The following is a 12,412-nucleotide window of genomic DNA, read 5'->3' as shown; positions in this document are numbered from 1 at the left end:
CTGAGCGGTCAGGCCGGGGCCGCGGCCAGGGAGGCGCCGTCGACGAGCGTGCAGCGGAGGAGCTGCTGCTCCCGTCGCGCGGGGTCGCCCTCGATGAGGATCTGCACGGCGCGGCGGCCCATGTCGCGCCGGGGCAGCTCGAAGCCGGCCTGCCAGCCGGTGCGGTCGGCCGATCCGGAGAGCGACACCAGCGACAGGTCGCCCGGCACCGCCACCCCCTCGGCCTCGGCGGCCTCCTGCAGGAGGACGAACTGCTCCTCCTGCTCGGCGAGGACGACCGTGACGCCCTCGGCGGCGATCCGGCGGATCCACTCCCGCGGCGACGCCTCCGGCCCCGGGACGAGGTGGAGGAAGCCGTCGCCGAGCTCGGACCGCGCGCCGGCCATGCGGTCGGTGTACGACTCGACACCCTCGCCGTGGCCGGCGTAGGCGAAGCGGGTGTGGCCGAGGGCGCGCGCGCAGGAGATCAGCTCGCGGACGATCGACGCGTAGTCGGCGGCCACGTAGGGCACGGGCCCGCCGGCGTCGTCGCGGCGGCCGACGCTGACGAAGGAGAAGCCGCTCGCGTTGAGGAACTCGAGCTCCTCACGGGGCATGTGCTGCCCGAGGAGGATGCAGGAGTCGGCCAGGCGCAGCCGGGTGGTGCCGCCGCTCAGGCCGCCGCGGCGGCCGCCGACGCGACCACTGGTCAGCAGGAGGAGGTCGATGTCGCGGTTCTGCGCCTCCTCCTCGATGCCGGCGAGGAACGGGTGGAAGAAGTCCTCGCGGTCGAGCGGGAACAGGCTCTCGTAGGTGTAGACGCCGATCATGCCGGTGCCGACCTGCTTGAGGCGGCGCGCGATGGGGTCGGCGACGTACCCCGTCTCCTGGATCGCCTTGAGGATCCGCGCCCGCGTCGCCTCCGGGACCCGGGCGAGCTGCTCGCCCTTGTCGTTGAGCACGAACGACACCGTCGTCTGGCTGACTCCCGCGAGACGCGCGATGTCCTTCTGCGTGATCCGCGGCACCCGGACACCTCCGCTTCATCCTGGTAATAGGTATTACGTCTTGACCTCAGGCTACCGATGACGAAGGATCGCCGTACGCCCATCCGGGGCGAGAGAGGGCGGAACGTCGACGATGATGAATCCCGCAGACCCAGACAACCAGACCACGGCCTCCCCGAGGCCCGATCGGCAGCACAAGCCCGATCAGCAGCCCGAGCACGATCCGCAGCGCAGGCCCGACAACTCGCGCCGCCTCTTCCTCGCCGGGGGCGCCGCCGCTCTCGCCGGCGCGGCAGGGGCCGTCGGCGCCGCCACTCCGGCCGCCGCCGCGCCCCCGGCCGACGCTCCCGGGCAGAAGAAGCGCCTGAGCGTCACCGAGGGGCCGATCTCACCGCTCGACAAGGAGTTCCGCTGGGACGACCGCGCCGGCGCAGACAACACCCGCGCGGTGCAGGCGGCCATCGACAAGGCGATGACCGCTCCGGGCGGCGAGGTGTCGCTGCCCGCCGGCGAGATCCGGGTGACGGGCCTCGCGGTCGACTACCGCGGCTACCCGGTGCAGCCCGAGAACGGGCCGCCCTACGGCTACGCCGGGCCGAAGATCGTCGGCGCCGGCATGCGCCAGACGAGGATCGTCCAGATCGAGGGCTCGACCCGCGACATCTTCACCGTCTCCGGCCAGACCGGCGACGCGGCCGGCCCCGCCAACAACAACAAGGCCACCGGCGTCGTCCTCGCCGACTTCGAGATGACGGGCACGCCCTCCGGCGGCCACGGGATGTCGCTGCGCTCGCTGGTCAACTGCGAGTTCCGCAACCTGTGGATCCAGAAGACCGGCAAGTCGGGCATCTTCCGCGAGCGCGCCACCTTCGTGTCGGGCGTCGACGACGAGTACTCGTACGCCAACTCCTGGAACAAGATCAAGATCGTCGCCCCCGCGGGCTGGGGCGTGGAGGACTCGGGCAAGGCCTCCATCGGCGGCTCGATGACCAACGTCGAGGCGATCAGCCCCGGCCTCGGCGGCTTCCTCCTCGCGCCGACGAACATGACGCTGCTCGACTGCCAGGCCATCGGCGGCACGGTCGGCCTCCGGTCGATCCGCAACGAGAACCGGCGCTCGGTCAACTCCGGCCTGACCCTGATCAACTTCCGCTCGGAGGGCTCCCGCGACGGCTGGGAGGTGCTGATCGAGGCCGGCACGAGCCACATGATCGTGAACCCGAACTTCTTCCCGACCTCGGGCGCGAACTGCCTCGGCGTCGGCCTGACGAACGGCGGAGCGGACTTCGAGGTGCGCAACCTCACCGTCCTCGGCGGCTTCTACGGGCTCAGCCTCGGCCGCTTCCCGCAGCAGAAGGCGATCGTGCTGGGCAGCGACTCCTCCCAGACGCGCCTCGTGAACCCGTTCATCGAGCGCGGCGCCGCGGGAGTGGACGAGGGCTCGCTGATCGTCGACGACGGACGCCTGACCTCGTTCGAGCTCGGCCGCGGCCGGGTGGAGCGCGCGGCCGGCTACACCACGGTCGCCCGCGCCCCCGAGACCATCCCGACCCCTCCGGCCGGGCAGGTCAACGAGGGCTGGGAGCGCTCCGGCGACACCTGGCGGAAGGTGGCCGTCTTCCCCGACGGGCACCGCGTCGTCATCGCCTCCTGACCCCGGGCGGCGGCGCCCTCCGCGCCGCCGCCCTCCCCCACTGCACACGGAACGAGCACCAGAACGCATGCATGACGACAGCACCCGCATCGAAGCCCGCATCGCCCGCTTCCGCGCCGAGAGCCTCCGGCCGGCGATCCACCGGGCGGTCGAGCCGCTCGGGATCGAGTCGTGGACCGCTCCGGGCGAGCCGGTCCCCTTCGACCAGGCGCGGGCCGCGTCCTACGCGCCCGCCCGCATCGGGGAGCCGTGGGGCGCCCCGTGGGGCACCGTGTGGTTCCACGTGCGCGGCGAGATCCCCGCCTCCTGGGTCGGCGTCGACGGCTGCGAGCCCGAGCTCGTCGTCGACCTCGGCTACACCGGCGCCCAGTCCGGCTTCGAGGCGGAGGGGCTCGTCTTCACCGCGACCGGCACGGTCGTGAAGGCCGTCGAGCCGTTCAACCAGTCGGTCCCGCTCGACCGTCTGCCCGGCCGCGAGGCGGGCGACCGCACGGTCGAGCTCTACATCGAGGCCGCCGCCAACCCGAACATCACCGGCGACTGGTCCTTCACCCCCACGGCGCTCGGCGGCCGCCCCGCCGACGGCGCCCTGCCGTCCGACCCGCTCTACCGCCTCCGACGCCTCGAGCTCGGGCTGCTCGACCGGGAGGTCTGGGAGCTGGAGCAGGACATGGCCGTGCTCGTCGGGCTGATCGGGCAGCTGCCCGAGTCCTCCCAGCGCCGCGCCGAGATCGTGCGCGCCCTCGACCGCGCCGTCGACGTCCTCGATCCGGACGACGTGTCCGGCACCGCCGCCGCCGGCCGGGAGGCGCTGCGGACGGTCCTCGAGCGCCCCGCCTCGGCCAGCGCGCACCACCTGCACGCCGTCGGCCACGCCCACATCGACTCCGCCTGGCTCTGGCCCGCCCGCGAGACCGCTCGCAAGGTGGCCCGCACCTTCTCGAACGTCTGCGATCTGATCGAGCGCGAGGAGGGCTTCGTCTTCGCCGCCTCCTCCGCGCAGCAGTACGCGTGGCTGAAGCGCGACCACCCGGAGCTGTTCGAGCGCGTCCGCGGCCACGTGCTCGCGGGCCGCTTCGTGCCGGTCGGCGGGATGTGGGTCGAGTCGGACACGAACATGCCCGGCGGCGAGGCGCTCGTGCGCCAGCTGCTCGAGGGCAAGCGCTTCTTCCTCGACGAGTTCGGGATCGACACGGAGGAGGTCTGGCTCCCGGACTCCTTCGGCTACTCCGCCGCGCTGCCGCAGATCATCGCCGGAGCAGGCGGGCGCTGGTTCCTCACGCAGAAGATCTCGTGGAACGAGACCAACACGATGCCCCACCACACCTTCTGGTGGGAGGGCATCGACGGCACCCGCGTGTTCACGCACTTCCCGCCCGTCGACCTCTACAACTCCGACCTCTCCGGCGAGGACCTCGCCCGCGCCGAGCGCCAGTACGCCGAGAAGGGCAGCGGCACCATGTCGCTCGTGCCCTTCGGCTACGGCGACGGCGGAGGAGGCCCCAACCGCGAGATGATCGCGGCCGCCCGCCGCACGCGCAGCCTCGAGGGCTCGCCGACCGTCGAGCTGTCCACACCCCGCCGCTTCTTCGAGGAGGCGCAGGCCGAGTACCCGGACGCGCCCACCTGGTCGGGCGAGCTCTACCTCGAGTTCCACCGCGGCACCTACACGTCGCAGGCGCGCACCAAGCAGGGCAACCGCCGCAGCGAGCACCTGCTCCGCGAGATCGAGCTGTGGGCGACCACGGCCCTCGTCCGCGCCGGGGTACCGTACCCGGCCGACGAGCTGCGCGAGATGTGGCGGACGGTCCTCCTGCAGCAGTTCCACGACATCCTGCCCGGCACCTCCATCGCCTGGGTGCACCGCGAGGCGGAGGAGAACTACGCCCGCATCGCGCAGCGGATCGAGGAGATGATCGCCGAGACCGTCCGGGCCCTCGCCGGCGAGGGCTCCGCGGAGCTGCTGGTGAACTCCTCCCCCTTCGCCGTCGGGGGCGTGCCGGCGCTCGGCGCGGCCGCGGCCGACCCCGCCGCGGAGCACTCGGCCCCGACGCTCCGCTCCGACGGCGACGCCCACGTCCTCGACAACGGGCTCGTCCGGGTGCGGATCGGCGCCTCCGGGCTCCTCGAGTCGGTCGTGGACCTCGCGAGCGGCCGGGAGGTCGTGCCCGCCGGTGCCGCCGCGGGGCTCCTCCAGCTCCACCGCGACACCCCGAACAAGTGGGACGCCTGGGACCTCGACGACAACTACCGCCGCACGGTGGAGGACCTCGTCGGCGTCGACTCGGTCCGCGCCGGCACCGTGAGCGACCCGCTCGGCCGCGAGGTGCCGGCGGTCGTGATCACCCGCTCGTTCGGCGGCTCCACGGTCGTGCAGACCGTCTCGCTGCAGATCGGCCGGGCGGCCGTCGACCTCGACCTCGACATCGACTGGCACGAGCGCCGCAAGCTGCTCAAGCTCGCCTTCCCGCTCGACCTGCTCTCGGACCGGGCGACGTCCGAGATCCAGTTCGGCCACGTGCACCGCCCGACCCACGTGAACACGACGTGGGACGCCGCCCGCTTCGAGACCGTCGCGCACCGCTGGGTGCACGTCGGCGAGCCGGGCTTCGGCGTCGCGGTCGTCAACGACTCCACCTACGGGCACGACATCACCCGCGACCGCGCCGCGGCCGGCACCCCGACGACCACGGTCCGGCTCTCGCTCCTGCGCGCGCCGCTGTTCCCCGACCCGGACGCCGACCAGGGCCGCCACCGCCTCGCCGTCTCGCTCGTGGTCGGCGCCGAGCTGCCCGACGCCGTCGAGGCCGGCTACGCGCTGAACACCCCGGTCCGCAGGCTCACCGGCGCCGCGCCCGTCGCTCCCCTGGTGTCGATCGACGACCCCTCGGTGATCGTCGAGGCCGTGAAGGCGGCGGACGACGGGAGCGGCGACGTGATCGTGCGGCTCTACGAGTCGCTCGGCCGCCGCGCCGCAGCGACCCTCCGCGCCGCCTTCGCCGTCCGGGCGGTCACCCGCACCGACCTGATGGAGCGCCAGACCGAGCAGGTCCGCATCGAGAGCTCCGTCGAGGCGGAGTCGGCCGACGTGCGGCTCGAGCTGCGCCCGTTCGAGATCGCGACGGTGCGCCTGGCGCGCTGAGCGCGAGGGGACGCGGCCGGTCGCGGAAGGCAGCCCCTCCGCGACCGGCTACGTGGTGTTGCCGTGACGCCGGTAGTCGGGGTGGAGACGCACCCAGAGGACCGAGACCGCTCCGTCCTCGACGTCGACGCCGATGACCGCCTCCGCGTCGTCCCCGCGCAGGAGGACCAGTCCGGGTCGGCCGTTCACGTCGCGCAGCGTGAGCACTCGGCCGGCGGTCGGCGTCGTGCCGTGCAGCAGCACCCGCACGGCGTCGACGACACCGCTCACGACGCGAGCACCCTGCCGGTCGGGCCGGCCGGGATCGACGACGACGCTGACCGAGGGGCTCAGCAGGCGGCCGATCCCGCTCGGGTCGCCGTCGTCGATCGCGGCACGCAGCGCCGAGACCGCTCTGCGGTCGGTGGACCGCCCGATCCCCGCTCCGAGACCGATGAGTGCGAGGCCCACCCGGGTCGCGCTCCATCCCCCGCTCCGCGGACGCGCGGCCGTTCCCGTCCGCATCAGCACTGCCGTTCCCGGGTCATCGCGCCAGCCACTCCTCGAGGGTCGTCTCTGCCAGCCGGTGAGCGAGGGCGGGGTCGTGGCCCGGCGTCAGGGACCGGTCGTCGACGTTCCCGCCGTAGTAGCCGACCGCCGGGTCCTCCACGATCTCGCGGGTGTCGCCGGCCTTCGCGAGCACGCGGCGGCCGAGCTCGACGATCGGGAGGGCCTCGGGTCCGGCCAGCTCCCAGGTCGCGTCGGCGGGCGCCCTGGTCGCGACCTCCGCGAGGACCTCCGAGACGTCCGATGCTGCGATCGGCTGCATGAGCACCGGGGACAGGCGGACGACGGTGTCGTCCGCGGTCCCCTCCGCGATTCCGGCGATGAACTCGAAGAACTGGGTGGCGCGGACGATCGTGTACGGGGTGCCGCTCTCCTTGACGATGTCCTCCTGAGCGACCTTGGCGCGCATGTAGCCGATGTCGGGCATGCGGTCGGCGCCGACGATGGAGAGCACCACGTGGTGTCCGATGCCGGCGCGCTCGGCCTCCTCGGCGATGGTGCGGGTCGAGGTCCGGAAGAACTCCATGACCGGCCCGTCGGCGAAGGACGGCGAGTTGGGGATGTCCACGACGACGTCCGCGCCGGCGAAGGCCTCGCGGACACCGGCACCCGTCACCGTGTCGACGCCGGTCGAGGGGGACGCGGCGAGGACGTCGTGCCCTGCTCCGCGCAGCAGCTCGACCAGTCTCCTGCCGATGAGTCCGGATCCTCCGACGATGACGATTCTCATGGTGTTCCTTCCGAGAGGTGGCCTGGGAGCCGGGAGGCTGCGGCCGTTCGACAGGAGTGACCGGCCATGACGGGGATCTGTGACGAGTCGACGCTCACGCGCTCCGCGTCGGCTTCCAGCCGGAGAGCTTGTCGGGATTCGTGACGACCCACAGCTCGGCGATGCGGCACCGCGCCGTACGGGCGACGACGACGGCCACGACGCGGCCGTCGTGCCGCAGCACCACGCCGGACCCGTTGTTGACACGCGACGGCTCGACGGTGGAGCCGTGTCCCGTGAGCCGCGTGAGGACCTCCGCGACAGGCCGCCGGCCCGTGACCAGGTGCTGAGGCCACGGGGCGCGGGCTCCGGAGTCGACGGTCAGTGCGACGGTGGAGGCCAGCGAGGAGCGGATCGTGCTCTCCGCCCCCGTTCGCAGGCCGAGGGCGAGGCGCCGGAGTGCACCGGCGCCGTTCACCCCGCCACCTGGTCCGGCATCCCCGTCAGCTTGTGGGGGTTCATGAGCCACAGCAGGCGGGAGATCCCGGTGTCGGAGGTGACGATGGTGACGACGGCGAACGGACGACCCTCCCCCGCCCTGGTGAGCGCGACGGCGCTCTCTCCGTTGACGTCCACCGGATGGACGGCGACGTCCGTCCAGAACCGGGGCGCGAACGCGCGGACGAACGCGGCGACCCGTCCTCGGCCGACGACGGGGATGCGCGACGCCCTGACGACGCCGCCGCCGTCGGAGACGCTGACGATGTCCTCGTCGAACAGCTGCTCGAGCGCGTCCATGTCTCCGCGACGGGCGGCCGAGACGAAGGCGTCGAGCAGCCGCCGTCGCTGCTGATCCGGGACGGACCTGCTGCGCTCCTCTCCCAGATGCTTCCGCGCTCGGCTCACCAGCTGACGCGCGCCGGCCGGGGAGATGCGGACGATGTCGGCGATGCGGTCGTAGGGGTAGTCGAACGCCTCGCGGAGGACGTAGGCGGCGCGCTCGGTGGGGGTGAGCTTCTCGAGCAGCAGGAGCACCGCCATCTCGAGCGCCTCCCCCCGTTCCGCTCCGAGAGCGGGGTCGCTGGAGGTGTCCACCGGCTCGGGGAGCCAGGGGCCGATGTAGGTCTCCCGGCGATGCCGGGCCGACTGCAGCACGTTGATGGCGATGCGCGTGGTCGCCGTGGTCAGGAAGGCGACGGGCTCCCGGATCGCGTCGGTGTCGGTCCCCTGCCATCGGATCCACACCTCCTGCAGGACGTCCTCGGCCTGGGAGACGCTGCCCAGCATGCGGTAGGCGATCCCGAACATCCTCGGCCGCGCACCCATGAAGGACGCCACCACCCTGTCCACATCCGACTGATCGTCCACCGATTGCGCTCCTTCCCCGGTCGAGAGCGGGATCCCTCACCACTGTGACCGGATGACGTGCCGATCTGTGACACCGGTCCTCGGAATGCAGGGCGGAGGGCCGACCGGCGGCTCAGGAAGAGTAGTGCTCGGGGGCGAGGCGGTCGTCGTGCTGCTCGGCGGCGAGGATGCGCCACCGCTCACCCGCGCTCGCGGGCTCGTGGACCTCGATGAACTCTCCGCCGGGGAGCCGGACGATCCGGCCGGTCTCGCGGCCGTGGAGCAGCAGGTCTCTGTCCGAGCGCTGCAGAGCGGAGCAGACCGAGCGGGTCAGGGCGAAGGCGGCGGCGGGTCCGATGAGAAGGGCCGCCTGCTCGAGCAGGATGATCTGCTCGAACGCCAGCTGGAACCGGTGCGCCATGACGTCAGCGCTTCCGGCGCCCCAGAGCACGGCGGAGAAGGTCGTCCCTGCGGCGCCGATGCCGGTGCGCGTCGGGGTGTCCCGAGGGCGTTGGAGCAGGTGGTGCTCGCGGTGGTCTCCGCTCGCCCACTCCTCGAGGAAGGGGTAGGCGAGCACCACGACCAGGAAGAGGCCGACCACGGCGAGAGGCACGAGGACGTACAGGGTCCAGGTGCGGCCGAGCCAGACGAACTCCCATCCCGACGGCACCAGGCGCAGTGCTCCGTCGAGGAACCCCGTGTACCAGTCCGGCTGGGATCCGGCGGACGCGTTCCCCGGATCGGAGGGGCCGTAGAGCCACACCGGGCTCACCGTCACCGTCGCCGAGACGAGCAGGAGGACGCCGGTCACCAGGAGGAACAGGCCGCCGAGCCGGAGCACCGCGGTCGGGAGGAGCGGCACACCGACGACGTTCTCCTCCGTGCGTCCCGGTGCGGGGAACTGCGCCGGCTGCCGCCGCCACGCGAGCGCGGCGCGGAGTGCCAGCAGGAGGATCAGCAGCGGCGGGACGACGAGGAAGTGGATGACGGCGAGGTGCTCGATGATCACGCCCGGGAAGGCGCCCCCGAACAGGAGGCCGCTTGCCCACGCGCCGATCACGGGGAGGGCGAGGGTGATGCCCTGCACGATCTGCAGACCGGTGCCGGAGAGCATGTCGTCGGGCAGGCCGTATCCGCTCCAGCCGCCGACCAGGGCGACCACGAAGAGGAGGAGCAGGAGCACCCATCCGGTCCGCCGGGGCCGGCGGAAGCCGCCTGTGAAGAAGGTCGTGAGCAGCTGCAGGACGATCGACGCGGGAAGCAGCTGCATCGACCAGTGGTGCGCCTGCCGCACGAGGAGCCCGCCAGGGATGTCGAAGACGATGCGCAGCGTGGACGCGTACGCCTCGGACATCTCCCGACCCCGCATCGGTGCATACGCGCCGTCGTACACGGTCGGGTCGCTGGACGGCACGAACACGACCATCAGGAAGACGCCCGACGCGATGAAGACGCTTGCGGAGGCGGCGGTGACGACTCCCCAGACGCTCGTCCAGTGCAGCGGGACGCGCCGGCGCCGCGCCGTGACGAGCGCACCGTCGAGGAGACGGCCCGCCGGGCTCCGCCGCAGACGCCCGACGCCGCTCCTCACCCCGCGGCCGGGGCGGCGCTCAACGGGCATCCGGCTCACCGCCGGTCACGAAGGCGTGCCGCGGCTGAGTGGTCGAGGCGAGGGAGACGATGTCCCGGCCGGTCAGAGCAGCGCCCGCCCAGACCAGGAGGACGCGGATCGTGCGCTCCCAGGTGGGAACCGCGAGGGCGTGGTACCCGCGGTGCATCATCCAGGCGACGACGCCCGTGATCACCAGGCCTCTGTACTGGAAGACGCCCTTCCCGAGGCCCAGGGTCGCGACGACGCCCAGGCTGTGGTGCACGTAGTCGCGGGGCTCCTCGCCTCGGAGCACGGCCACGAGGTTCGCGGCCATCCGCTTCCCCTGCCGGACCGCGTGCTGCGCGTTGGGCACGGTCCGGCTGCCGGGGACCTCGGAGGCGAGGTCGGGCACGTACGCGTCGTCGCCGGCGGCCCACGCACCAGGGACGATGCGCCCCTGGTCCTCCACTCGGAGGTCCGCTCGGACCCGGATGAATCCGCGCCCGTCGACCGGCAGGTCCGTGTGCTTCGCGACCACCGGATTCGACGCGTTGCCCGCGGTCCAGACGATCAGGTCCGAGTCGAACTCCTCCCCCGAGGACAGCACCACGTGACCGCCCTCGGCGGAGAGCATCTGCGTGTTCAGGTGCACGCGGCCCCCGCGCCGTTCGAGGTGCCGCACGACCCAGGCGCCCGGCTCGTCGGTGACCTCCGGGAGGATCCGTCCCATCGCCTCGACGAGGTGGAAGGACAGGTCGGACTCCGACAGCTCGGGGTACGACTTCAGCAGTGCCGTGGCGAGGGCGAGCGTCTCGCCGAAGCCCTCGACGCCGGAGAATCCGCCCCCGACGAAGGTGACGGTGAGCAGGCGCGCGCGCTCCGGCCCCCGGGGCAGCATCGATGCGCGATCGAACGCCGTCAGAAGGCGGTCCCGGATGGCCACCGCCTCCTCGACGTTCTTCATGCCGATGGCCTCGGTCGAGAGCCCGGGGACGGGGAACGTCCGAGTGACGGCCCCGGCCGTGACGACGATGACGTCGTAGCCGAGGACGAACGGCTCGCCCGCTTCCGGCAGGACGGTGACGCGCCGCTGCGCGTGCTCGATCCCGGAGACCGACCCGGCCACCACCCGCGTGCGGCGGAGGTGGCTGCGCAGGGAGACGGCGACGTGGCGCGGCTCGACCGATCCCGCCGCCACCTCCGGCAGGAACGGCTGGTACGTCATGTAGGGGCGCGGATCGACGATGGTGACCTGCGCCTCGCCACGGCGCAGCTTCTTCTCCAGCTTCCAGGCCGTGTAGAAACCGGCGTATCCGCCGCCGACGATGAGGATGTGCTTCACGGGATGACCTTCTTCCTGTCCAGTCATCAGTCCTGACCGGACAGGACGCCCCGCTGTGACTCCCCCGGACCGCCGGTCCGGGTCTCGGACCCGTGCCGGGCCGGCTTGCTCCTGCCCCTGCGTCATGTGGTCTGCTCGATGCACACCGTCCCGATCGGAGAGGTCCCCCATGCAGTCGTTCCCCGCCCCGCCCCGCCAGGTGCAGATCGGCGACGCCGCCGCGTTCGCCGGCGTCACTCCGCGGGCGATCCGCCACTACCACCGGCTCGGCCTGCTCCCCGAGCGCGAGCGGGGCGGCGACGGCCGCAGGCGCTACGGCTACGACGACATCATCCGGCTGCTCTGGATCCGCCGCCTGGCCGACGCCGGGGTCGCACTCGAGGACATCCGGGACGCCTTCGCCGTCGCAGCCCCGGCCGGCGCCGAGGACAGCGCCGACCGCGAGGACGAGGTCGCGGGCGTCCTCGCGCGGCTGGACGCCGCGCTCGCCGCGCAGGAGGAGGAGCTGCAGCGGAAGCGGGCCTCGGTCCGGCGCATGCGGACCCTCGGCGGCCGGCTGGGGCTGCTCGACGACATCGTCTCGCGCCGCCTCGAGGGCGCACCCGAGGGCTCGCTGCGCCAGGCCGACCTCGACAACCTGCTGGTCACCGAGCGGATGTTCGGCCCGCTGGGCGCCGTCTCCCAGGCCGGCCGCTTCGTGGTCCTGGCCGCCGATCCGGCGCTGCGGGCGGAGGCCGACCGCGTCGACGCCGCCGAGGAGGCCCTCGACGACACGGTCGCCGAGGACGACCCCCGGGTGGAGCAGGTGGCGCGGGAGCGGCACGCCTTCGAGGCCCGGCTGATGCGCGTCGTCGAGGAGTCCGGTCAGCTCGAGGAGGACGAGGCGATCTTCGACGCGTGGGACGAGGCGCATCCGCCCGAGGACCCCGCGCCGGCCCCCGATCCCGCACAGGGCTCCCGCGCCCGGAGCGCCGGCGAGATCATCCGGAGCCTGCCCTACGACGTCTCGCCGGCCCGCCTGCGTGCCATGGACCTGGCGATGCGGCTCGGGATGGAGGAGGCGCCGGCGTCCTGAACGGGGCCGGCGCCCCGCCT

10 protein-coding genes are annotated in these 12,412 nt (G+C 72.8%); 3 read left to right on the top strand and 7 right to left on the bottom strand.

What is annotated here, in order from left to right; genetic code table 11:
* Positions 1-8: 8 nt before the first annotated feature.
* Entirely contained in the window at positions 9-1,007 is a 999-nt protein-coding gene (locus GSU40_RS01725; RefSeq protein WP_160033282.1) for a LacI family DNA-binding transcriptional regulator, read from the bottom strand.
* A gap of 112 nt (positions 1,008-1,119) precedes the next feature.
* On the opposite strand from GSU40_RS01725, the gene GSU40_RS01720 reads away from it, so the two are divergent.
* Together GSU40_RS01720 and GSU40_RS01715 are read left to right on the top strand one after the other, a co-directional pair.
* On the top strand, positions 1,120-2,640 hold the full coding sequence (locus GSU40_RS01720) for a hypothetical protein (protein ID WP_104234018.1): 1,521 nt from the start codon (positions 1,120-1,122) through the stop codon (positions 2,638-2,640).
* 67 nt (positions 2,641-2,707) lie between these two features.
* The gene (locus tag GSU40_RS01715; protein WP_160033280.1) at positions 2,708-5,782 is read left to right on the top strand and encodes a glycoside hydrolase family 38 C-terminal domain-containing protein; all 3,075 of its coding nucleotides are present in this window, start codon (positions 2,708-2,710) and stop codon (positions 5,780-5,782) included.
* 48 nt (positions 5,783-5,830) lie between these two features.
* Here the strand turns inward: GSU40_RS01715 and GSU40_RS01710 are convergent, their stop codons facing one another.
* From GSU40_RS01710 to GSU40_RS01685, 6 genes are all read right to left on the bottom strand, one after another.
* Positions 5,831-6,232, bottom strand: a complete 402-nt coding sequence (locus GSU40_RS01710) for a hypothetical protein (protein ID WP_159940065.1) — start codon at positions 6,230-6,232, stop codon at positions 5,831-5,833.
* Positions 6,233-6,305: 73 nt separating this feature from the next.
* Positions 6,306-7,058, bottom strand: coding sequence for an SDR family oxidoreductase (locus GSU40_RS01705; RefSeq protein WP_160033278.1), 753 nt, complete (start codon positions 7,056-7,058; stop codon positions 6,306-6,308).
* A 94-nt stretch (positions 7,059-7,152) separates the two neighbouring features.
* Entirely contained in the window at positions 7,153-7,515 is a 363-nt protein-coding gene (locus GSU40_RS01700) for a hypothetical protein (RefSeq protein WP_160033276.1), read from the bottom strand.
* Positions 7,512-8,405 (bottom strand): RNA polymerase sigma-70 factor, encoded by an 894-nt coding sequence (locus tag GSU40_RS01695; RefSeq protein ID WP_244229556.1) that lies wholly within the window; start codon positions 8,403-8,405, stop codon positions 7,512-7,514. Before GSU40_RS01695 ends, GSU40_RS01700 begins: the two co-directional genes overlap by 4 nt.
* A 112-nt stretch (positions 8,406-8,517) precedes the next feature.
* Positions 8,518-10,005 (bottom strand): cytochrome b N-terminal domain-containing protein, encoded by a 1,488-nt coding sequence (locus tag GSU40_RS01690; protein ID WP_160033274.1) that lies wholly within the window; start codon positions 10,003-10,005, stop codon positions 8,518-8,520.
* Complete coding sequence (locus GSU40_RS01685) at positions 9,995-11,317, bottom strand: FAD-dependent oxidoreductase (protein WP_160033272.1); 1,323 nt, start codon at positions 11,315-11,317, stop codon at positions 9,995-9,997. The genes GSU40_RS01690 and GSU40_RS01685 overlap by 11 nt, the downstream gene beginning before the upstream one ends.
* 169 nt (positions 11,318-11,486) lie before the next feature.
* Here GSU40_RS01685 and GSU40_RS01680 point away from each other — a divergent pair, with 169 nt between their 5' ends.
* Positions 11,487-12,392: a MerR family transcriptional regulator gene (locus tag GSU40_RS01680; RefSeq protein WP_208543345.1), complete on the top strand. Its 906-nt coding sequence runs from the start codon at positions 11,487-11,489 to the stop codon at positions 12,390-12,392.
* Positions 12,393-12,412: the final 20 nt, after the last annotated feature.

Origin of the sequence: Rathayibacter sp. VKM Ac-2805 (assembly GCF_009834265.1) — a bacterium.
Classification (GTDB): Bacteria; Actinomycetota; Actinomycetes; order Actinomycetales; family Microbacteriaceae; genus Rathayibacter.
This window is presented reverse-complemented; position numbering and strand designations above follow the sequence as displayed.